Annotated in this window: 17 protein-coding genes and 2 tRNA genes; 8 read left to right on the top strand and 11 right to left on the bottom strand. The window is 58.3% G+C overall.

The annotated features are described in order from the left end of the window. Position 1 precedes the first annotated feature (1 nt). Together PCAL_RS02325 and PCAL_RS02320 are read right to left on the bottom strand one after the other, a co-directional pair. Positions 2 to 2767 (bottom strand): DOMON domain-containing protein, encoded by a 2766-nt coding sequence (locus PCAL_RS02325; RefSeq protein WP_193322831.1) that lies wholly within the window; start codon positions 2765 to 2767, stop codon positions 2 to 4. Positions 2768 to 2854: 87 nt separating this feature from the next. Then, positions 2855 to 3118, bottom strand: a complete 264-nt coding sequence (locus PCAL_RS02320) for a hypothetical protein (RefSeq protein ID WP_011849119.1) — start codon at positions 3116 to 3118, stop codon at positions 2855 to 2857. A gap of 393 nt (positions 3119 to 3511) precedes the next feature. Between PCAL_RS02320 and PCAL_RS02315 the strand changes: the two genes are divergently transcribed. The 4 genes from PCAL_RS02315 (at position 3512) to PCAL_RS02300 (ending at position 9676) form a co-directional block, all read left to right on the top strand. Next, positions 3512 to 4651 carry an RNA-guided endonuclease TnpB family protein gene (locus PCAL_RS02315; protein WP_011849118.1) on the top strand — a complete coding sequence of 380 codons (1140 nt, stop codon included), beginning with the start codon at positions 3512 to 3514 and terminating at the stop codon, positions 4649 to 4651. Positions 4652 to 4962: 311 nt separating this feature from the next. Next, positions 4963 to 6195 carry an MFS transporter gene (locus tag PCAL_RS02310; protein WP_011849117.1) on the top strand — a complete coding sequence of 411 codons (1233 nt, stop codon included), beginning with the start codon at positions 4963 to 4965 and terminating at the stop codon, positions 6193 to 6195. Continuing rightward, positions 6192 to 8135 (top strand): hydantoinase/oxoprolinase family protein, encoded by a 1944-nt coding sequence (locus tag PCAL_RS02305; RefSeq protein WP_011849116.1) that lies wholly within the window; start codon positions 6192 to 6194, stop codon positions 8133 to 8135. Before PCAL_RS02310 ends, PCAL_RS02305 begins: the two co-directional genes overlap by 4 nt. Continuing rightward, the gene (locus PCAL_RS02300; RefSeq protein ID WP_011849115.1) at positions 8132 to 9676 is read left to right on the top strand and encodes a hydantoinase B/oxoprolinase family protein; all 1545 of its coding nucleotides are present in this window, start codon (positions 8132 to 8134) and stop codon (positions 9674 to 9676) included. The genes PCAL_RS02305 and PCAL_RS02300 overlap by 4 nt, the downstream gene beginning before the upstream one ends. Here PCAL_RS02300 and PCAL_RS02295 read toward each other — a convergent pair. Further along, entirely contained in the window at positions 9666 to 10823 is a 1158-nt protein-coding gene (locus PCAL_RS02295) for an MFS transporter (protein ID WP_011849114.1), read from the bottom strand. The two genes, PCAL_RS02300 and PCAL_RS02295, sit on opposite strands and share 11 nt — an antisense overlap. A 52-nt stretch (positions 10824 to 10875) precedes the next feature. Here PCAL_RS02295 and PCAL_RS02290 point away from each other — a divergent pair, with 52 nt between their 5' ends. Continuing rightward, positions 10876 to 12513: an ABC transporter substrate-binding protein gene (locus PCAL_RS02290; protein ID WP_193322830.1), complete on the top strand. Its 1638-nt coding sequence runs from the start codon at positions 10876 to 10878 to the stop codon at positions 12511 to 12513. 6 nt (positions 12514 to 12519) lie between these two features. Here the strand turns inward: PCAL_RS02290 and PCAL_RS02285 are convergent, their stop codons facing one another. Together PCAL_RS02285 and PCAL_RS02280 are read right to left on the bottom strand one after the other, a co-directional pair. Continuing rightward, on the bottom strand, positions 12520 to 13311 hold the full coding sequence (locus PCAL_RS02285) for an ABC transporter permease (RefSeq protein ID WP_193322829.1): 792 nt from the start codon (positions 13309 to 13311) through the stop codon (positions 12520 to 12522). Next, positions 13308 to 14321 carry an ABC transporter permease gene (locus PCAL_RS02280; protein WP_011849111.1) on the bottom strand — a complete coding sequence of 338 codons (1014 nt, stop codon included), beginning with the start codon at positions 14319 to 14321 and terminating at the stop codon, positions 13308 to 13310. Before PCAL_RS02280 ends, PCAL_RS02285 begins: the two co-directional genes overlap by 4 nt. 56 nt (positions 14322 to 14377) lie before the next feature. Between PCAL_RS02280 and PCAL_RS02275 the strand changes: the two genes are divergently transcribed. Together PCAL_RS02275 and PCAL_RS02270 are read left to right on the top strand one after the other, a co-directional pair. Beyond that, positions 14378 to 14472, top strand: a tRNA-Ile gene (locus tag PCAL_RS02275). Positions 14473 to 14665: 193 nt separating this feature from the next. Beyond that, positions 14666 to 15478 carry a PD-(D/E)XK nuclease family protein gene (locus PCAL_RS02270; protein WP_011849110.1) on the top strand — a complete coding sequence of 271 codons (813 nt, stop codon included), beginning with the start codon at positions 14666 to 14668 and terminating at the stop codon, positions 15476 to 15478. A 178-nt stretch (positions 15479 to 15656) separates the two neighbouring features. On the opposite strand, the gene PCAL_RS02265 is transcribed toward PCAL_RS02270, so the two are convergent. From PCAL_RS02265 to PCAL_RS02250, 4 genes are all read right to left on the bottom strand, one after another. After that, a tRNA-Arg gene (locus PCAL_RS02265) sits at positions 15657 to 15750 on the bottom strand. Positions 15751 to 15780: 30 nt separating this feature from the next. Then, positions 15781 to 15939 (bottom strand): hypothetical protein, encoded by a 159-nt coding sequence (locus PCAL_RS02260; protein ID WP_011849109.1) that lies wholly within the window; start codon positions 15937 to 15939, stop codon positions 15781 to 15783. Positions 15940 to 15980: 41 nt separating this feature from the next. Next, positions 15981 to 16460 (bottom strand): hypothetical protein, encoded by a 480-nt coding sequence (locus PCAL_RS02255; RefSeq protein WP_011849108.1) that lies wholly within the window; start codon positions 16458 to 16460, stop codon positions 15981 to 15983. After that, positions 16457 to 17377: a DUF58 domain-containing protein gene (locus PCAL_RS02250; RefSeq protein ID WP_011849107.1), complete on the bottom strand. Its 921-nt coding sequence runs from the start codon at positions 17375 to 17377 to the stop codon at positions 16457 to 16459. Before PCAL_RS02250 ends, PCAL_RS02255 begins: the two co-directional genes overlap by 4 nt. Before the next feature lie 36 nt (positions 17378 to 17413). Here PCAL_RS02250 and PCAL_RS02245 point away from each other — a divergent pair, with 36 nt between their 5' ends. Then, positions 17414 to 18322, top strand: a complete 909-nt coding sequence (locus tag PCAL_RS02245) for an AAA family ATPase (protein WP_011849106.1) — start codon at positions 17414 to 17416, stop codon at positions 18320 to 18322. Here PCAL_RS02245 and PCAL_RS02240 read toward each other — a convergent pair. Both PCAL_RS02240 and PCAL_RS02235 read right to left on the bottom strand, forming a co-directional pair. Then, positions 18313 to 19209, bottom strand: a complete 897-nt coding sequence (locus PCAL_RS02240) for a hypothetical protein (RefSeq protein ID WP_011849105.1) — start codon at positions 19207 to 19209, stop codon at positions 18313 to 18315. The genes PCAL_RS02245 and PCAL_RS02240 overlap by 10 nt on opposite strands. After that, complete coding sequence (locus tag PCAL_RS02235) at positions 19206 to 20681, bottom strand: DUF4129 domain-containing transglutaminase family protein (protein WP_193322828.1); 1476 nt, start codon at positions 20679 to 20681, stop codon at positions 19206 to 19208. The genes PCAL_RS02240 and PCAL_RS02235 overlap by 4 nt, the downstream gene beginning before the upstream one ends. Positions 20682 to 20781: the final 100 nt, after the last annotated feature.

The following is a 20781-nucleotide window of genomic DNA, read 5'->3' as shown; positions in this document are numbered from 1 at the left end:
CCTATTTGTGGGAGCGGCGGGCGAGGGCTAGGGCGAGCGCTATTAGGGCGATGGCCATTACAGCGAGGGCGATCAAGCCCAAGAGGTCAAACTTCTCAACCACGACAGTCGTAGTACTTGTCTTCTCCACTGTGGCCGTCTTTTCCACAGTCTGCGTAATAGTGGTAAATCTCTCAGAGGTCTCCGTCACTGTCCTAGTCGCAGTAGTTGTAACACTAGTCGTAACCACCTGGACGACAGTCGTTGTCACAGTCTTAGTCGCACCCACAGCTTTGACGTGCGAAAGATTTGGCAAAGAGTCCAAATCAACGACGACATCTAGAGAATTCATACACCTCCTCTCTAAGCCGGGGACATCGTACGGGAGACCCATACCCCACGTGTCAACCCACACCCTAAGCAAGAACTTTCTGCCTACCCCCATCAGTCGTAGTGTTTCTAGGGGTATTTTCACTTCTACAAAGTCTCCAAAATAGCCCAAGCCCAGTGTCTCTACTCCAATCAAGTTGGGAATAGCGAACTCTAGCCCTACTCTATCGTTGTCGGTGCGGAGGTCTAAATCTCTGTCAAAAACCAGCTGAATCCTATTCTGCGGCGAATAGGGCTTGTCGAAGAACTGTATAGCCACGTAGAGGTAGTTGTCGTCATGTGCCACATAGACGCTCTTAATGGCGTTGCCGGGGATTGTGGGACAACTATCCTCAGCCCTACTCTTCGTCACATTTAGCACATACTCCGAGTTTGCCACCCAGTCTCCAATATCTCCATCGATCTCTATCTTGCCCACCTTATAGCCGCCCTGCAACCTCTTAGCCTCGTACAGCTGTCTCTTTGTCTCATACAGCTTCTCCAGTAGCCTATCGACTAGGAGCTCGGCGCCGCTGTAGTCGCCCCTCTTCAACTGTGCATACGCCTCATCTAGTTCTCTCTTAAACTCTGTAGCGTCTACAGGCAGTGCTTTTATAACCTTCTTGGCTGAAATTATCTTGCCCAAGACCCTCGGGTAAGTGCCGTTTAGGAAGGCCTCCACATCTGACGCAGACACGTTTAAACGTGTCTTTGTGTAAAAGTCGAAGAAGTCGCTTGACTTTCCGCCTGTGATCTTGTTAAGAGCGGCGATAAAGGCCTCCTTTGTGAGAGGCTTAGTGCCATTGAGGGCCTTAACTAAGTCGCCTAAAATTTCCTCAAAACGCCAGAGGTTGAAGGGGTATAGAGTCTCCTCTGGGTCGCCTTTCCAAGCCACGTACTCTAGATACACGGCGTATAGTGTGTCGGGGGCCAGTGTAAAATTCTCCCGTATAAAGTCTAGAAATGTGTAAAAGTAGCTGTACCACTTGCCCTCTTCTACAAATCTCTTTAAAAGAGTCTTATTAAGATTGAGGTCTCTAACTTCGTCAAAGTATTTATACATGTCAATTTTAAACTCTCTTTTCAACATAGAGGCTACCTCTGAGACTTCTACAAATTGCCACTTCTTATTAGCCACGGCGAGGCCGTGTAGCTTGTAGATGTCTAAGGCGCCGCCGCTCTTCTCTCTCAGTATGTTGTCTAAGTAGAACATGGCCAAGGGGGCGTAGACGTACTTAATCCAGCTTGGGCCACCCAACATAGTGCCAGGGCTGTACTTCCTCTCCTCAAAGGCGCGGAGGTACAGTATGTACCTAGGCACTATTAGAGAGCCGTTGTAGATAGAGCTGTTAGTAGCCATAGAGGCGGCGACGTAGCCCACGTAGTCTTGCATGCCTTTATACCATATGGGCTCGGGAGTGTCTCTAAAGTCTAGGGCGTAGACGTATGTAAGCCACGGAGTGACGTAGTGATGTAGTATGTGGCCAATGCGCCATATCATGTCGTTGTGAAAAACCCACACGCCTCCGTACAGCCCCATGTCGGTAATGTACTCCGACTCCGGCCTTGCCCCCTCTGGCAAAGTCTTCCTAAGCGGGTGCATATACGCCCGGTCGACTGGGGGAGGGAGGCCTAGGAGCTTCATCATAATATCAATTCCGCGTGCGATGACGTTGGCCTTGTACTGGGCGCCTAGGAGTGGGTCATAGGTCCCGTCGTATCCCATTGTGTTGAGGTAGTCGTTTAACAAGAGCTTTGACTCAAATATGGGGAAGTACACAGTGACTCCCTCTGCCTTTGCCTCCGCCAGCTTGTACAACTTGCCCGCTAGGAAGGGCGACTGTAGGAACATATTGTACTCGAAGTACAACAAGTCTTCAGTCCTCTGGCTGTATGCGGCTACGACATACCACTCCTTTAACACTCCGTCGAGTCTTATGGCGACAGTCTTAGGCGTCAGAGTGTAAGGCTGGAAAAACGCCTCTTTAGGCCACATTTGTACATAGTCTGCCCCAACGTCGACTATTAGCACTCTCTTAGGCAAATAGCCGCCATAGGACGGCTGGTAGTACCACACAAGTCTTGGAAATGTGTAGTTGAACCACGCCCATGCCCTACCCCCGACGACAAGGGTAATGACGCCTCGCGCGCGGTCGTAGGTATAAGACACACTCGCGCCCGTTATATTCACCACGCCCCTCATAAACTGGCCTATGCCAAACGAGACCTCTCCTCTACCATAAGTCCAAAATTTTACAACAACCCACCCGCCTTTGCCAGGGTTTACGTGGAGGACGTATTCCACATCCGCCATAGGCGGTAAAATCTGCCGCTGGGCATCTAAGGCTAGCGCGTATTGTGCAAGAACTACGACAATTAGCACAAAGACAACCCCCTTACTAAAAGCAACAAAACTCATAGAAGTAGAAGCTAACTGTATATTAAAATTATGGCCCATGTTCAGGCGGAATGAAGCCGTAGAAGGATAGGAGGAAAAAAGCGGGAGCTAACCCACCTCTTCGAGTTGGTAGAACTGCTCCAAGTATTGCCTGTGTTTTGCGTATCGGCAGTCTGCAAACACGACTACCTCGGCCCTTCTTGCCCTTCCCGCCAGCTGTACTGCGTTTACCAGCTCAACCGCGTCTGGGTCCACTCCCCTTGCGGCGAGGGCCCTCCTCGCCGAAATGTGGAGACTTGGCCAAAACACCAGCACAGCGTCGAAGTCCAAGTCCAGCCGCCGCGCCTCGCCCGACGTTAAGCAGATTACCATAACTCACCCAGCCCACTCTTTAAATTGAACAATTTGCCTACTTGGTTGCAAGTTGGCGGTGTCGCTACGCCGTTTTTACACGCCGTCGCCCCCTTTGCTGACTTGTGATACAAGTCTGTAAAGCGTCTCCCGCTGAGAGAAGACGTCGAGTCAACGGCGGCGGACTTGCACGCAAGTCGGCAACCTGTTCAATTTAAAGGGGTGTGCGGCCGTGGGCCTCTCCGTAGACGCCGCTTAGCGGCTCTGCGGCGCGTTGAGGGCCATAAGCTGGAAGCAATAAGACACCCGCTGGGTTAACCCCTTTCCCCCTCCCTCTTCTTACTTTCAGCCTACTCTGTCAATTGTAAAGAGTTTCACCAAACGGCTTATAATGAGCTATAACGACAGTCGGCCATGGCTTGTAAAACCGACAAGCTGATAGCGACGGTAAAGGCCAAGGTGGAGCCGACGCCTGAGCTGATTGAGCTACTGAAAAGATACCGCGACGGGCTGAACATGGCGATAAGGTGGGCCGTGGAAGCGGCAAGGGCGAAGGGCCGCCCACCGACGCTATCTAAAATATACAGGGCCGTCTACGAGCAGTTGAGGACCATGGGACTGCCGTCTTACATAGCCTCTGCGTGTTATAGGGAGGCCTTAGCAATAGTGAGGTCGTACTTGGCCAGCGGAGCTAGGGGAAGGATGCCGGTGGTGAATACTTTGCACATGTGGCTTCACAAGAATGCGTACCGTGTCAGAGACGGCTACCTATACGTCACGGGTGGATACAAGGCAAGAGTGGTAGGCATAGAGGAGAAGTACAAGGAAGGAGAGTGGAAAGAGGCTAAGCTGGTGTACCGCGGCGGCGATATGTATCTGTACATAGCGGTGGAGGTGCCGAAGCCCATGCTTGTTAAGCCAAAGGGCGTAATCGCCGTCGACATAAACGAGCGGTATGTCTACTACGGCAATTCGCAGTGGGTGAAGAAGGTGGAGACGCCGGTGGAGAAAGCCATGCGACTGAGAGAGCTGGCTGAGAAACTACAGAGGAGGTACTCGGCGCCGCGCTACACGCCGTGGAATAGGAGAGGCGGCATAAGAGAGAGGATACGCCGCTTGCACAAAAAAGCGAGAGACATCGTGGAGGACTGGGCGAAGAAGACTGCGAAAAGGATTGTAGAAGAGGCAAGGGAGAGGCAGTATGCGGTGGCAGTGGAAGACTTGACAGGCCTAAAAGAGGCAATAAGGGAGCTGACAAAGGAACACCGCGTGGGACTAATGCTGTTAGCATACCGACGCCTGCTATGGTGGATGAAATGGCAGGCAGCTAAGCGTGGCGTAGTGGTAGTAGAGGTGGAGCCGAGAGGCACATCTACGACCTGTCCCAAATGCGGCGGGAAGATGGAAGAAGTGGGCCATAGAAGAGTGAAATGCGTCAAATGCGGCTTTGAGGCTGGGAGAGACATAGTTGCGATATACAACATCGAAAAGAGAGCCCGCGAGAAGTTGGGTAACCCCTCTTTTTCCCCACTGGCGGTCTTAACGCCGAGTTAATCCATATAAATCCATTCGTTCATTCTCACATGCGTTGTCGCCCGGGGGATCGCCCCCGGGCATTCGACATGGGGGGAACTCCGGCCTCCCCGACTGCCCCGCAGATGACAGATGTGGCAACGAATAGATGCGGGGAACCAATGACCCGCCCCGGGGCAACCTGGGGCGGAGGAGGGGGTCGGAGTGGGTTGCTACACCAGCTTTATAACTTTTAGGCGCTGAAAAATCGTTGGGAATTTGGCTACCGCTCTCTCCTTATGCCATGAACAATTTTATGTGTGATACTTAAAAATACATTATAAATTTCGCTTATGTCGGTAAAAATATCTCCGGGTCTCGTTATTGGTGTTGCCTCTGGAACTGTGCTTGAGTGGTATGACGCATTTTTGTTCGCAGTAGCGGCGAGCTACGTGGGAGCCGCCTTTTTCCCATCTAAGGATCCGTTGGTGCAATTGGCAAACGTCTTTCTCACTTTTGCCCTAGGCTTTTTTGCCCGCCCCATAGGTGCGCTTCTTTTTGGTTACATAGGCGATCGCTATGGGAGGAGAGTTGCCATGTTTTGGACTTTGACTCTGGCGGGGCTCGCCACGGCGCTTATAGGCGCGGTGCCGTCTTACGCGCAGTGGGGGCTCGCCGCCACGATTACGGTAATAGTGCTCAGGCTTTTACAAGGCTTGGCGTTGGGAGGTGAGTGGGGAACGGCGGTAAATTACCTATTTGAAAACGTTAAACGCAAACGCTTGTTTATGATGTTTGTCCAAAGCGGCGTCCCTCTTGGGTTGCTCTTGGCTGCCGGCGTTATGCTGGCTTTCGTCCAAGCCTTTGGCGAAGGCGCGACGGCGGCGTGGGGCTGGAGAGTTGCATTTATGCTATCGCTAGTCCTAGTGGTTATAGGGCTATTATTCAGACTAAGATTTGGCGAAACCTTTGAATATATTGAGGCCAAGCGCGCGGCGGAAAAGGCGTCTAACCCCATCGGCGATGTATTCACAAGATATTGGAAGCCTCTCATAGTGGGCATTTTTCTAGCTGGGGCGGCAGGCGCGGTGTTTTACTATGGAAACACGTTTTTGCCAAATGTCGCAAGCGCCTTGAAGCTCATAGATGCGACCACTAGATTCCTCCTAGTGGTGATATTCGCGGTGCTTGATCTCCTCGGAATTATCGCAAGCGGATTTATCGCAGAGCGTATAGGCAATGTGCCCCCAATAGTCTTTGGCTTTTTGCTGTTTATAATAGCCGCCCTGCTCGTGGAACAAGGTCTCTCGAATGTCTCTACACTGTTTTTACTGGCCATATTAACAGGTATCGCCCACGGAATTGTCTACACGCCTGAAGCCGCCTACCTCGCAGAATTATTTCCCACACTTGTGAGAAACACCGGCGTCTCTACTGCATACCAATTCGGCAACACAATTTTCGCCGGCACTGCGCCCTACATAATGACTAGCATACTCCAATACGGCCGCCTAACTGCTGGCCTCTACTTGGCCGTCTTAGCGGCCATCGGCCTCTTGGGCGTCTTGCTTTATAGAAGGAGATGATCGTCGGAGTAGACGTAGGCGGCACCTTCACAGACTTCGTGGCTGTAGACGAGGAGGGCAGAGTGGCGGCATTTAAGATTTTGTCTACTCCAAGAGAGCCCGAGAGGGCCGTGGTGGAGGGCCTCTCGCGGCTGGAATTCTCCGAGGTCTTACACGCCTCTACCATTGGCACAAACGCCCTCCTGGGGCAGGTGGGGCTTGAGCTCCCCAAAGTGGCCTACTTCACCACTAGGGGGTTCAGAGACGTGTTGGAGATAGGCAGGCAGAATAGGCCGCAGCTTTACGACTTGTTTTTCCAAAAGCCTAGGCAAATAGTGCCGAGGGACCTCCGGTTTGAGGTAGAGGAGAGGACTCTGCCAGACGGCACTGTGGAAAAACAGGTCGACCCGGCCGAGGTGTCTACGCTTGCGGAGAAGGCCAGAGCCGCAGGCGCCGTGGCGGCCGCGGTGGGGTTTCTACACTCTTACGCAAATCCAGACAACGAGAGGAGGGCGGCGGAGGTGTTGCGCAAATACTTCGAGTACGTCACCGCCTCTCATGAAGTGGCGTGGGAGCCCAGGGAGTACGAGCGGTTTTCCACTGCCGTGGTAAACGCAGCGCTGATGCCGGTGGTGGGGAGGTACTTGGCCAAGCTGGACAGCTACGTCCGCTCCAGAGGCGGGAGAATGTACGTAATGGCCAGCTCTGGGGGCTTAGTCACCGTGGAAGAGGCGGCACGGCGCCCCGTCCAGCTGGTGGAGTCGGGCCCCGCCGCGGGAGTAGTGGCGGCGGCAGAGTTGGCCAAGGCGTTGGGGGAAAGGAGAGTTGTGTCGTTTGACATGGGCGGCACCACTGCCAAGGCCGGCGTCGTCGTAGACTTCGAGCCCTCTATCACCACGGAGTACGAGGTGGGCGGAGAGAGCCACAAGGGGAGGATAGTCAAGGGGTCGGGCTACCCAGTCCGCTTTCCCTTCGTCGACTTGGCCGAGGTCTCGGCGGGTGGGGGGACGATTATCTGGAGAGATGCCGGGGGCGCCCTGAGGGTGGGCCCCCTCAGCGCTGGAGCTGACCCAGGCCCCGCGTGCTACGGCAGAGGCGGCGCAGAGCCCACGGTGACAGACGCCAACTTGGTCTTGGGCAGAATTCCCGAGGCCTTAGCCGGCGGCGCCGTCAAGCTGGACCCAAGGGCGGCTGAGAAGGCGTTGGCCAAGTTGGGGGACCCCGTCGACGTGGCTGCGTCCGCTGTAAAGTTGATAAACCTAGAAATGGCGAGGGCTATACGGTTGGTCACAGTGGAAAGGGGGCTCGACCCCTCGTCCTTTGCCATAATGGCCTTCGGCGGCGCGGGGCCGCAACACGCGGCAGAGGTGGCTGAGGAGATGGGTATCAGCAGGGTGTTGATACCGCCTATGCCAGGCGTATTTACCTCCCTTGGCATGCTCATGGCGGACTTCAAATTCGAGGCCCGCATGGCGTATCCCCGCGATTTGGCGGAGGGCTTCCGCCTGCTTGAGCAACAGCTGTCTATCTACAAGCCCGACTACTACGTGAGACTGGCAGACGTGAGGTACAAAGGCCAGGGGTGGGAGCTGACGGTGCCCCTAGGCGCCGACGTATCTCCCGAGGCGGTGAAGAGGGCCTTCGAGGAGCGGCACAAGGCCACCTACGGCTTCACCCTGGACAGAGAGGTGGAGGTAGTCACAATCCGCGCCTTCGCCGTAGTCAAGCGGGCGAAGCCGCGCCTAAGAGATCCGCCGTCGGAGGGGGCGCCTGACGTGGGGGAGAGGGAGGTGTACTTCGACGGGTGGACAAAGGCGGCGGTGTACAAGAGGGCCCAGCTACCCCTGGGCTACAGAGTAAAGGGCCCCGCCCTAATAGTCGAGGACAACTCAACCACCGTTGTGCCGCCGCGGTGGGAGGCGGCCGTGGGGAAGTACGGCGTATTGGAGATGAGGCTATGAAGTGGGAGCTCGTCTTCAAGGCCACTGAGTACATCGCGGAGGAGGCGGGAATAGCGCTTAGGAACTCCGCCTTCTCTCCCAACATTAGGGAGAGGATGGACCACAGCGTGGCTGTGGTAGACGCCGAGGGGAGAATTGTGGCACAGGCGGAGCACATCCCCGTGCACTTAGGCTCCTTCTACGTCGGCGTTAAAAACCTCTTGCACTATTTGTCAAAGGAGGGCGTGGAGCTGGAGGAGGGCGACGCGGTGCTCACCAACGACCCCTACATCTCTGGCACACACCTCAACGACGTCATGGTGCTGTACCCAGTCCACTGGCGGGGCAGACTTGTGGCATACATAGCCTCCAAGGCCCACTACGTAGACGTGGGAGGGCCTCTCCCAGCCTCTCTCAACCCGGCGGCCAAGACCTTGTACGAAGAGGGCGTGGTAATACCCCCGGTAAAGATACTGAGGAGGGGCGAGCTCAACAGAGAGGTCTTGGCAATAATCCTAGCCAATTTTAAAACCCCGGACTACGCAAGAGGCGACTTAGAGGCGCAACTGGCGGCTTCTAGAGTAGGCGCCGCCCGGGTAAAAGACCTTTTTGAAAAATTCGGCGACGCGGCAAAGGGCTGGGAGGAGGCCGTTGAATACGGGAGGAGGCTGACTCTGGCCGAGGTGGAGAAGTGGCCCAAGGGGGTCTACAGGGCGGAGGACTACCTCGACTGGAGAGGCGAGCTCCTCCCCATACGCATAGCCCTGGAGATATCGGAGAGGGGCATCAAGGCGGATTTCACGGGGACAAGTAGACAAGTGGAGGCCCCCGTAAACGCCGTGCTTGGAGTCACCTTCTCGTCCGTCTCCTTCGCAGTTAGGTCAGCCCTCGGCGTAGACGTACCCACAAACCACGGCTTCTACGAGGTAATAAGCGTGGAGGCTCCTCAAGGCACCTTGGTAAACCCCGTCAAGCCAGCCGCCGTGGGAGCAGGCAACTTGGAGACGAGCCAGAGGGTGGCAGACGTGACCTTCCTCGCTTTGTCAAAGGCGTTGCGGGGCAGAATACCCGCCGCGGGCTCTGGGACTATGATGAACGTCATGATAGGCGGCTTCTGGAAAGGCCGCTACTGGTCCTACTACGAGACGGTGGGGGGAGGCACTGGGGGGAGGCCCGGCTCGCCCGGCGTCTCCGGCGTCCATGTAAATATGACGAACACGTTAAACACGCCGATTGAGATCGCGGAGAGGGAGTTCCCCCTAAAATTCACCGCGTATAAGATAAGGGAGGGGAGCGGTGGGCGCGGCAAGTGGCCGGGGGGAGACGGCATAGTGAGATCTTTCAAAGTCTTGTCAAAGTCGACGCTTTCAATAATAGCCTCTAGGTTCAAAATGGGGCCCTGGGGCCTAGAAGGCGGCGAGCCGGGCAAGCCTGCCAAAGTTGTGATAAGAAGGAAGAACGGCGCCGTTGAGGAAATTGAAAGCGCCACTGTGGAGCTGGAGGAGGGCGACGAGGTGGTAATAGAAACCCCAGGAGGGGGAGGATACGGAGCTAGTGTGTAAACTCCTCGGGCTCTTTCAACATCTTCCACATTATGGCCCCCGCGGCTATTAGCATAAGGCCTGCCAGGGGCATCGCCGCCGCTGGCTCCAGCTCCATTATGTACCCAGACAGCGCCACCGAGGGCACAGAGCTCGCCCTAATGGCTATGTTAGAAACGGCGGGCGTAGTGGCTTCGCTGCCCACGGGCGCCACGGAGGAGATGTAGGAGGAGCGCGCCGTACCTCCAATGCCCACCGCGGCGTTGTAGAAGACAAAGGCCACTGCGAACGGCACTACTTCTCTGAAAATTGGCAATGAGGCCAAGAGCATGCCCGAGGCCACGCGGCTCACCACGGCGGCTCTTACAAGCCCCAGAGCCTCCACGAGCCTATACGCGAAGAGGGAAGACACCATAAAGGCGCCGTTGCCCACCGCGAAGATGAGACCTATTGTTGCCTCGTCGAGCCCCATGTATGCGTGTAGCCACAGAGAGAGGAGGGGCATTGAGAGACCTATGCCCACCCCGGCCACGAATTGGCTGAGAGAGTAGCCCGCCACCTCTCTCCCCCTAGTTGCCACTCTCTTAAGCGGGTTCACTGCCCTAACTCTCTCGCCCCGCCCCAGCGCCACGGCAATTAGGAGGGCTGTCCCAAGGGCCACGGCCGAGTAAGGCGGTATAGAGTGGCGCAAGTCGGTGAAACCGGCCGTAGCAGAGCCCAGTATGCCCCCTAATGTGGATATGGAGTTCACAACGCCGATGGCCTTGGCGCTTTCCACGTGGCTTTTGCTGTGATCTCTAATCACGGCCAATATGAGAGGCACAAAGGCCCCCCTAGTGGCGCCGGGGCCCAAAGTCCCCATGCCCCCCAGCCCAAGCGCCAGGGCCAAAAGCCAAGGATTTTTCACATGGGCCAAAGCCAAGAGGCCGAGGGCAAACGCGGTCTCGCTGATCGCAAGCCCCCTGGCGTGTCTCACTACGTCTCCCACCACGCTGTAGGCAATGGAGGCGCCGAGAGATATAAGCCCCGCCAGAGACAACACTGCGCCAGCCCCCGCCGCGCCTCCAGCGGAGGCCTCCAAGGCGATGGGCAGAGAAACTGCGAGATGCCCCAAGATGAAGTACCGCACAAACCTAGCCACGCCAACCACGGCTACCACGCGCCTCACAGCCAAAGAAAGACACAGCTTAAAGAATATAACCCACTTACATCTCTCTCACATGAACAAATACTTGGCAATTGGAATCGCCATATTAGTAATAGTATTAGCAATCGCCGCCGTGTTTCTAGCTCAACAACCAGCGCAGCCCACAACCACTGCCGCCCCCACCACGGCACGACCTACCACGGCTCCCACCCCCCAGCCCACTACCCCCGCCACGACTACTACGCCGCAGGCAACGCCTTTGACCATCACAATAGGCGTCACAGACAAGGTGACGGACCTCGACCCGGCAAACGCCTACGACTTCTTCACTTGGGAAGTCTTGTACAACACCATGGCGGGCCTCGTCAGGTATAAGCCAGGCACTACGGAGATAGAGCCAGACCTCGCCGAGAGTTGGACTGTGCTCGAGGGGGGCAAGGTGTGGGTCTTTAAGCTAAGGCCGAATCTCAAGTTCTGCGACGGGACGCCGCTGACCGCGGCCGACGTCAAGAGGTCTATTGAGCGCGTGATGAAGATAAACGGCGACCCCGCGTGGCTTGTCACAGACTTCGTAGAAAAGGTGGAGGCCCCTAACGCTACAACGGTGGTATTCTACCTACAAAAGCCAGTCTCCTACTTCCTAGCCCTAGCGGCTACGCCGCCCTACTTCCCGGTGCATCCCAAATACGCTCCAGACAAGATTGACTCAGATCAAACGGCGGGCGGCGCGGGGCCTTACTGTATTAAGAGCTTTGTGAGAGACCAGCAGATAGTCCTTGAGGCAAACCCCTACTACTACGGCCCCAAGCCCCAGGTTGGCCGGGTAGTGATTCGGTTCTATAAAGATGCCACCACTCTAAGACTTGCCCTTGAGAGAGGGGAGGTGGACATTGCCTGGAGGACTTTAAATCCGCCCGACGTAGAGGCGCTGAGGGCCTCGGGCAAGTTCAACATAGTGGAAATACCGGGCTCCTTCATTAGGTACATAGTGCTCAACCTCAATATGCCAGAGTTAAAAGACGTCAGAGTGAGACAAGCCCTCGCCGCGGCCGTGTGCAGAAGGGACATAGTCAACGTGGTTTACCGCGGCACAGTTACGCCGCTGTACACGTTGATACCAGAGGGCATGTGGAGCTCTTACCCAGTCTTCAAAGAGAAGTACGGCGATTGCAACATCACGCTTGCAAAGACGTTGCTACAACAGGCTGGTTACAGCGAGTCCAAGAAGTTGAACATTGAGCTGTGGTACACGCCTACTCACTACGGCGACACTGAGAAAGACCTCGCGGCGATGTTGAAGCAACAGTGGGAGGCCACGGGGATGATCGCTGTCACAGTTAAATCTGCCGAGTGGGCCACATATGTGCAACAGCTCAGAAGCGGCGCATTGATGGTCTCACTGCTCGGCTGGTACCCCGACTACATAGACCCCGACGACTACACAACGCCGTTTTTAAAGACTGGCGCAAATAAGTGGCTTGGAAACGGGTACAGCAACCCAGAGATGGACCAGATCTTAGACAAGGCGTCGGTGGAAATATCTCAGACTGCCAGAGAACAGCTTTACCTACAGGCACAGCGCATACTGGCCCAAGACGTGCCCATAATACCGCTTATACAAGGCAAGTTGTACATGGCGACGAGGCCGGGCATACAGGTAGTGGCAGACCCCACAATGATATTCAGGTACTGGACCATCAAAGTCGGGTAGCTTTTTTCACCACTCTTTTTTACCCACTCTCTCCCCAAGACCCTCCCCCATCAGTGAAAAACCCAGGGCGGTCAATATTATGAAGAAGCCGGGGGCCAAGAGCCACCACGCCCCATTCACAATGTAAGACCTCGCGCTGGAGAGGTCAAGCCCCCAGTCCGGGGTAGGCGGCGTCACTGTGTAGCCAAAGAACGCCAAGGCAGACTCGGTCAACGCGGCGTCTGCGATATTGATCGTGGCCACGACAACGAAGCTGGGCACTAGGTTGGGCAAGATGTGGCGGAAGAGAATCTTCCACCTGGGCATCCCCAGCGACACGGCCGCCTCAACGAACAAGCTGGATTTAACCACCATAGTCTCGTTGCGCGCCATTCTAAAATACGTGGGCACGTACACAACGGCGATGGCCACTGCGGCGTTTAACGGGCTGGGCCCCAAGACGCTGGCTATGGCAATGGCCAAGATGAGGCTGGGAAAGGCGTACATGCTGTCCATCACCATGCTCAACCCTCTGTCCACCCGCCCGCCCATGTAGCCCGAGAAGAGGCCCAGGGGGAAGCCCACCGCCGCCGAGAGAGCTGTAGCGAGAAGCGAGACGCCGATGATCACTTGCCCCCCGTACAAGACTCTGCTAAAGACGTCCCGCCCCAAGTTGTCAGTGCCAAAGAGGTGAGCCGCGCTGGGGGGCGCCAGGGGCTCGCCCACGGACTTGGTCGGGTCGTACGGCGCGATGAGCGGGGCCGCGATAGAGAGGGCCACCACCGCGGCTGTTATGAGGACTCCAACCCTCAGCATCATACCCCCTTCCTCACTCTTGGGTCAAGCAACGCGTTGATGATGTCGACGGCTACGTTTAACAACACGACTATGACGACGAAAACGACCACTGTCCCCTGTACAGTGGTGTAGTCGAGGTACTGTATCCGCTCCAGGAGGAGAGTGCCTAAGCCCGGCCAGGAAAACGTGGTCTCTGTCAACACGGCCCCCTGTAGCAGGAGGGCGAGCTGGAGCCCCATCATAGTCACCGTGGGCACAATGGCGGCTCTATACGCCTTCCAGAGGACAGCCCATTCCCCAAACCCCATGGCCCTATAAGCCGCGACGAAGTCCTCAGACAACGTCTTCACCATGTTGTTCCTAATAAGCCTGGTGAAGACCCCCGAAAGCACGAGGCCGAGGGTGAAGGAGGGGAGGGCGAGGTGCCAAAGCGCGTCGGCGAGGGAGTCTAGGCGCCCCGCGAGAATGGAGTCCACTACGTACAGACCGGTTATTCTCGGCGGCTCCAAGCCCGGGGTAATTCTCCCAGCCACAGGGAAAAGGCCAAGCCACACTGAGAAGACGAGCTGGAGGGCGAGGCCCAGAAACGGGATAAACAAGACATAGGCCACCATGGAGTACACCCTAGCCCCAGAGTCCACCCACCCGCCAAACCTAGCCGCCAAAAAGCCAAACAAGTGGCCAAGCGCTACGCTCACTAAAAACGACGCAACGGCGAGCTCCACCGTGGCCGGCAACCTATCCAAAATCTCCGCCACCACCTCTCTCCTCCCAAAGATGAGGCTCCTGCCCAAGTTGCCAGTAAAGACCTGTGCCAAGTAGTCAAAGTACTGGACGTAAAGAGGCTTGTCCAAGCCTGCCTCCTTAATCAACTGCTCTACGTACTCCTGGGGGGCCTTCATCCCCACCATGGCCACAATAGGGTTCCCAGGGATGACCCTAAGCACAAAAAACACAACCGTGAGCAAAATCAACAGAGTGGGGACAGCCAACGCCAGTCGCACGGCCACATACCTCAAAAGACCAGCCATAACCCCCCCACAAACCCCACCTTTAAACTTTTAAACATGGAAAAACACACCCCCAAGGGCCCGTGGCTTAGCCCGGTTAGAGCGCCCGGCTGATAACCGGGAGGTCCCGGGAGGGTACACCCCGGGAATTCAAATCCCGGCGGGCCCACCACAACTCTCAGCCCACTATCACACCCTTAAACGGCGATGAGACCCCTGATATAACCAGCTTCCGAGTCGACAACACCTTCAAACGGGACATAATGGCGCGCCTTTTGCCTTCGTTGCCGCCCCTCTGACTTAGACAAAGTCTATAGCGCTCGTCGGTCTGCGCGCTGTACAGGCTTATATACTTGGGCATATGCGTGGTTGTGGATCTTTCTCAGCTTAAGGCCGCTCTTCTCAAGCTGTTGAAGGAGGATGAGGAGTTTAGGTACGCAGTGGCTGGGCTAATTGGGCTAGAGGAGATTTTGAAGCGGCTTGACAGACACGAGGAGGAGCTTGTGAAAATTTGGGAAGAGCTGGCTAGGCTTAGGGAAGACATGAATAAGAGGTTTGAACACTACGATCAGCTATTCGCCGAGGTGTTCAAGCGATTTGAAAAATATGACCAGCTCTTCGCAGAAATTCTCAAGAAGCTGGAACAGCACGACCAGCTGTTTGCAGAGATTCTCAAGCGGCTAGAGCAGCATGACCAGCTATTCGCCGAGATATTCAAGCGTCTTGACCGCCACGAGGAGAGGATTGGGAGAGTCGAGGAGGAATTGGCTAGGCTTAGGGCTGAGGTGGAGAGGGGGTTCCGCCGTCTCGACGCCCTGGGCGCTAGATGGGGCGTGATGACTGAGAAGGCCTTCCGCGACGGCCTTCGGGGCGTTGTCGAGAGAGAGCTCGGCCTCAAAGTGGAGCGTTGGACGACGTACGACGAAGAGGGGAGGGTATTCGGCTTCCCAAGCGAAGTGGAGGTGGACGTCGCCGTTAAAGACGGCAAGGTCATACTCATCGAAATTACATCGCACGCCAGGCCGTATGAAGTGTCTCTCTTCAAAAAGAAGGCCGACCTATACGCCGAGAAAGAGGGCAGAAGGCCAGACAGACTTGTTATTATCACGCCATACGCCGAGGAAGACGCGAAGAAGGTAGCGGAGAGGCTGGGTATCGAAATTTACACGGGGGTGTAATACTGCCTCAACGGGCGTATCTCCGCCATTACGCTTTAACATCAGCGCTTTGGCTCTCAGCCTGTCTTAGCAATATATGTGCGCGATTTTAAGCCAGTCACATGTGTCTCTTGAACGTCATTTCTTACTAACGTTGACTTGAGCTACTAGACGTAGGTTGAGACGCGGGGCGAGCGATTGGCGGGCCCGGTGGGATTTTTGGGCGGCTTTGCCTGAACCCACGACCTACGGCTCCGAAGGCCGCCGCTCTAACCTGACTGAGCTACGGGCCCCCTCACCTACTGTGTCCGTTATTAAAAGTTTCAAAGGCGTCTCTGCGCAACCTCGCTTAAGAACTTGGCGAGGTGTGGGGCGGTGGCTCTCAGCTTGGTGATGGCTGTTTCTACGTCGTCGGTGGGGCCTATGCCGTATTTCCAAAGCCCGTAGGCGTGAGGACCCAACAACTCCAACACCGACGTCATGAGTACGCCGTATATCCAATTTAAAAAATCCTACGTAGCGCCTAGCTCCCGGCGGGCCTTGTGGCCCAGACGAGCAGGGCCAGGCCGATGGCGGCTAGGGCTAGGCCGGCTGTGTAGTCTAGGCGTGGGGCGTAGTCCTTGGCCAAGAGTAGGGCGGCGGCTGGCGCCCCGGCGGCGGCTAGGTAGAGGCCGTGGGGGCCCTCCACGGCCGTTGCCACTGTCAGCAATGCGGCGGCTAGGCCAAGCCAGGGGCTCGGCGGGGGGACCTCGGGGAGGGCGACGAAGAGCCTTAGGGTGGGAGACGCCAAGGCGGCCTCGGCGAGGTATAGGACTAGGGTGGCGAAGGCCGCCGTGTAGGGCCTCTTGAGGCTCAGTGCGAGGTTTATGATGAGGAGAAAGGCGGCGAACGCCCCTGGGCTGGCCCAGTGGTCAAGGGCGCGGGGGTATATGGAGAGGATTGGGTGTCCTACGAAAAGGACGTATTGGACAGCCGCCGTAGCCAAGCCGTATAGGGGCCTCATACCACCTCAGCCAGTTTTTCGACGTCTGTGAGCACCTCGGCGCCTCTGGCTCTGAGCTCTCGGTAGAGGGAGAGCCGCCTAATGGCCGCCAGGGGGTTGCGGGCCGCCACGTCTATGTAGACTACGCGTAGACAGTCCACGGGGCATGGGTCTCTCAGAGAGCCCACGTATGTCACAACGTCGGCGCAGGGGGGCCTGCCCGTGCAAGAGGGGGTGAAGGACTTGGGCACCTCCTGGGCCTCGCCGTGGCCTAACACGAAGTAGGACACGTCGTACCCCCTCTCGGCGAGGATGGCCGCCGCCTTGGCCGCGGCCTCCACCACGGCCCCCCTGAGCCTCCTGGCGTCTACCACCACCACGGCCCTGCCCCGCTCAGACCCGGCGTACTTGTTCACGTAGAGCTCGCCCGTTTTGGCAAAGGCGCGCCAATTTACGCGCCTTAGCGGGTCCCCGGGCTGGTAGGGCTTCACCTCGGCGAACTCCTCTGCCCCCTCCCAGGGCTTGGCGGGGGGCGCCGCGGCGCGGGGCTCCTCTGCGTACACCACCACCGCCCTCTTGGTCATGGCCGGGTTGTAGACCTCTACCACGAGCCCCCCGCCGGGGGCCTCCTCTCTGTACCGGAGCCTCAACGTCCTTTTAAGAGGTGGCTTGAATAGTGCCCATCTGCGGGGCCCGCCGGGCGCGTCCAACGGCGCGGCGTCGTATATGTACAAGACGCCCGGCAGTCTGTCCCCCTGGATGTACACCTCCACGTAGCTCCCCTCCCTCCTCTTAGCCACGGCTATCCGCGGGGGCGGGAGCAACGCGTTTACTGCGTAAGAGGCGAGGGGCACCGCGGCCAGGAGGGCCACATCGCCGTTCCCCAAGGCCAGGCCCGTGGCGAGGAGTATTGCGGCTGTGGCGAGGAGGGGCTTCACAAACTACCTTTTTTAAATAGCTTTTTACCCACCGCCGTGAGAAAGGTGCTGGAGGTGCTGTCGCAGTTCTACGTGGCAAGGCGGGATGTCCTAGAGCTCTTGCTCGCGGCGGTGGTGGCCCAGGGCCACGTCCTCTTCACAGACCCGCCCGGGCTGGGCAAGACCACCTTGGCCAAGCTGTTGGCCAAGTCGCTCGGCCTCTCCTTCAAGCGCATCCAGTTTACGCCTGACATGCTCCCAAGCGACGTGGTGGGGGTAAACGTCTGGCGCCCCCACGAGGGCCGCTTCGAGTTCGTCAAAGGCCCCGTCTTCACCAACGTCCTCCTGGCCGACGAGATAAACCGCGCCCCGCCCAAGACCCAAGCGGCGCTCCTTGAGGCAATGGAGGAGCGCCAAGTGACAGTGGACGGAGTGACCTACAAGCTGGAGGAGCCCTTCATAGTCCTCGCCACGCAGAACCCCGTGGAACACCGCGGCGTCTACCCCCTGCCAGAGGCCCAGCTAGACCGCTTCCTGATCCAGCTCTCAGTGGGCTACCCAGGCGAGGCCGAGGAGGCGGAGATCCTCAAGAGGAGGATCGCGTGGAAGAGGGACGACCCCACGGCGTATGTGACCCCCGTGGTGGGGAGAGAGGAGCTGCTAAGCTGGATGCGGAGGGCCGAGGAGGTGTACGTAGATGACGCAGTGTTGAAGTACGTGGTGAAGATAGTCCAGGCGCTGAGGTCCCACCCCCTAAACGCTTACGGCCCAAGCCCCAGGGGCTCCATCGCCCTCGTCAAAATGGCCAGGGCACTGGCCCTCCTCGACGGGAGAAACTACGTGGTCCCAGACGACGTGAAAAAGGCCGCCGCGGCGGTGCTCAGCCACAGAATATCCCCAAGAGACGGCGACCCCCGCAGCCTAGTGGAAGAAGTGGTGGCTAAGACCCCCATCCCCTACAGATAGCGCCTTAGCAAGGCCTCCACCTTCCTCAAGTGCCTCTCCCTCCTCCTCCTATTGGCCCTCTCCACGAGCTTAGCCACAAGCGGCGGGGCAAAGGGAGACGGCTCCCAGTCCCGATAAGACAAGGCCGCCCTCACCACCTCCACCACACGCCCCTCCTCTACACCAGCCTTGGCCAAGTGGTATGCCACATACGCCGCGAGGAGGGCCACGTCGCCAGTTTTCACAAACCTGGCCTCCACTCGCTTAGCCGCGAGGACGTCCGCGTCGTCGTAAAGCCTCGGCCTAGGCCACTTCGCCTCTGTGCCGAGAAGTAGGAGCGAGGCCACCGCCGCCGCGGCCACTGAGGCAAAGAGCTGGAGGCCGCCCACCAGCGCCGAGACTTGGTAGAGGACCCCCAGCAGGCCCCCGAGGACGCCGAAGAGGGCAGTCCGCCTGGCGAAAAACCTCCCCCGCCTGCCCCCCGCCAGCCCCAGCGCAGAGGCGGCCGCCGCGCCGGCCCCAACCCCCCACGCGGCCACGGGGAGGAGGGGCGCCCCAACGGCGTATAGAAAGGCCCCCAGCGACCCCGCCGTCACGGCAATTGAGACGGGGGCCAAGACGCGCCTCAGCCTAGTGAAAAACCGCGCCGCGTTGAGAAAGAAGCCGAAGGCCACCCCCACCAAGAGGGCTCTGTGGAACAGGGACAGGGGGAGAGGCGCCAGGTAGACCGCCGCCGAGACGCCGAGGAAGGTAGAGAAGTAGCCAGCCACGTGGCGCCGGCGCCTGTGGAGGAGAGACCCCACCCCGTGGCCGAGGAAGAAGGCCGCCAGGGGGTACGCCGCCGGCCTAAAGGCGGGGTCGTAGTAGGCGAGGAGAAGGAGGGCTAGCCCAGCCGCTATGTAGATCATAGCGCCCTCCTCAGCGCCTCTACGTCGCCCTTAGACACGGCGGGGCCGAAGAGCGCCCTCTCAAAGGCCAGCGCCAACTCTCTCAACTCCGGCCTAGCCGCGGCGAGCTCCCTAGGCGTAGTAGTGGCGGGGAGGCCAAGCCGCCTCAGCAGTTTCACAAAGAGGGCCCCCGCCACCCTCCTGTAGTCCACCACTCTGACCAAGTACACCAGAGGCCCAGCCCGCACCACGTAGAGCCCCGGCCTGTGAAAGACGACAGCGACGGGCGCCCTCCCCACCCGCCTCCTCCCCACATACACGGGGAACCCCCTAGGGCCCTCCACCAAAAACTCCTCGCCAACTCCCACCGTGGCCGCCCTCCTACCCGCCGAGAAGTAGGCCAAGGCCCCCACCGCCGCGGCCGCCACAGCGACTACGGGCCAGGGGACCTCCGGCACCTGCGGCGCGGCCAGCTGAGGCAGAGAGGGGCCAGGCGGAGGAGGCTGAACGGCCTCAGGCCGCAGAGGCACGACGGGGAGAGACTGCGGGGCAGAGCCCGGCGGCGTGGCCTCAACGCCGACCCACCCAACGCCCTCGACGTAGTACTCAGCCCAGGCGTGGGGGCTAAAGGCCGTCAACGCCCAGTCCCCCGGCACTGGGCCATCGGAGACATACCCCACCACAAGCCTCGCGGGGACCCCCGCCGACCTGGCCAAGAGGACAAAGGCAGAGGCGAAGTGTATACACACCCCCCTCCTCCCCTCCTGCAGAAACCAGAGGACTGGGTCTACCCCCGGCGGGACGCTGGGCCAGAGAGAGTCCATAGTGCCGTCGTAGCGGAAGTGGGAGAGAAACTCCTTAATCTTGGCCACCTTACACGCCGCATCTGCACAACCGGCGGTGACGTTGGCGGCTATGGACTTAAGCACCGGCGCAAGGCCCGGCGGAACCTCTAAGTAGACGCCGCTGGGAGGGGGCTGGGGGGCGCCGGGGCCGTAGTACGACGCCGCCCTGCCCACGGAGCCGCCTGTGGCTACCACAAAGAGGCCCTCCTTAGACGCGGCCAGGGAGGCCCCGGGCGCAACCACGCGGACAGACCCCAGCACAAGCCCGTCCACAGAGGGCGTGGCCACGGGGACGCAGCCGCCCATGAGAGGAGCAGAGAGGTTTACCTCGCCCCCAAACGAGGCGGGGCTCCCCACAGTGACTACCCCAGCCCCCACGGCGAAGGAGTCCCCCGCCGCCCGGCTCCACGCCCCATCGACATAGCTGTCAAACACAAGACAGCGCAGATACATGACGCCCCCAGTCCCCCTCGCGTACATCCACGCCTTGAAGTACAGCCCCCCAGACACAGAGACCACGGGCGGGCTAAACTGCGACGACCCAGGCAGAGGCAGGACAGAGGCAGAAGAGGGAGACGGGGCAGGCCCCAGAGAGGCGAGGCCCAGGAAGAGCAGAGCCAAGCCCACCAATGCCAATAGAGTTCTCACAAATCGTACACCACATAAAAATTTGAACATGAACCACGGCGCCTTCACCATCGCCCCTGCGCCAAACGCACAGAAAACGCCAAGCAGTCGCACGACAAGG

Source organism: Pyrobaculum calidifontis JCM 11548, from assembly GCF_000015805.1.
Classification (GTDB): Archaea; Thermoproteota; Thermoprotei; order Thermoproteales; family Thermoproteaceae; genus Pyrobaculum; species Pyrobaculum calidifontis.
The sequence above is the reverse complement of the archived record's forward strand: the minus strand, read 5'-3'. Positions and strand labels throughout refer to the sequence as shown.

Bases quoted from the DNA above. Each gene is read 5' to 3' on its own strand.
- PCAL_RS02325 (WP_193322831.1), bottom strand. From the start codon at position 2,767: ATGAGTTTTGTTGCTTTTAGTAAGGGGGTTGTCTTTGTGCTAATTGTC.
- PCAL_RS02320 (WP_011849119.1), bottom strand. From the start codon at position 3,118: ATGGTAATCTGCTTAACGTCGGGCGAGGCGCGGCGGCTGGACTTGGAC.
- PCAL_RS02315 (WP_011849118.1), top strand. From the start codon at position 3,512: ATGGCTTGTAAAACCGACAAGCTGATAGCGACGGTAAAGGCCAAGGTG.
- PCAL_RS02310 (WP_011849117.1), top strand. From the start codon at position 4,963: ATGTCGGTAAAAATATCTCCGGGTCTCGTTATTGGTGTTGCCTCTGGA.
- PCAL_RS02305 (WP_011849116.1), top strand. From the start codon at position 6,192: ATGATCGTCGGAGTAGACGTAGGCGGCACCTTCACAGACTTCGTGGCT.
- PCAL_RS02300 (WP_011849115.1), top strand. From the start codon at position 8,132: ATGAAGTGGGAGCTCGTCTTCAAGGCCACTGAGTACATCGCGGAGGAG.
- PCAL_RS02290 (WP_193322830.1), top strand. From the start codon at position 10,876: ATGAACAAATACTTGGCAATTGGAATCGCCATATTAGTAATAGTATTA.
- PCAL_RS02285 (WP_193322829.1), bottom strand. From the start codon at position 13,311: ATGATGCTGAGGGTTGGAGTCCTCATAACAGCCGCGGTGGTGGCCCTC.
- PCAL_RS02280 (WP_011849111.1), bottom strand. From the start codon at position 14,321: ATGGCTGGTCTTTTGAGGTATGTGGCCGTGCGACTGGCGTTGGCTGTC.
- PCAL_RS02260 (WP_011849109.1), bottom strand. From the start codon at position 15,939: ATGACGTCGGTGTTGGAGTTGTTGGGTCCTCACGCCTACGGGCTTTGG.
- PCAL_RS02255 (WP_011849108.1), bottom strand. From the start codon at position 16,460: ATGAGGCCCCTATACGGCTTGGCTACGGCGGCTGTCCAATACGTCCTT.
- PCAL_RS02240 (WP_011849105.1), bottom strand. From the start codon at position 19,209: ATGATCTACATAGCGGCTGGGCTAGCCCTCCTTCTCCTCGCCTACTAC.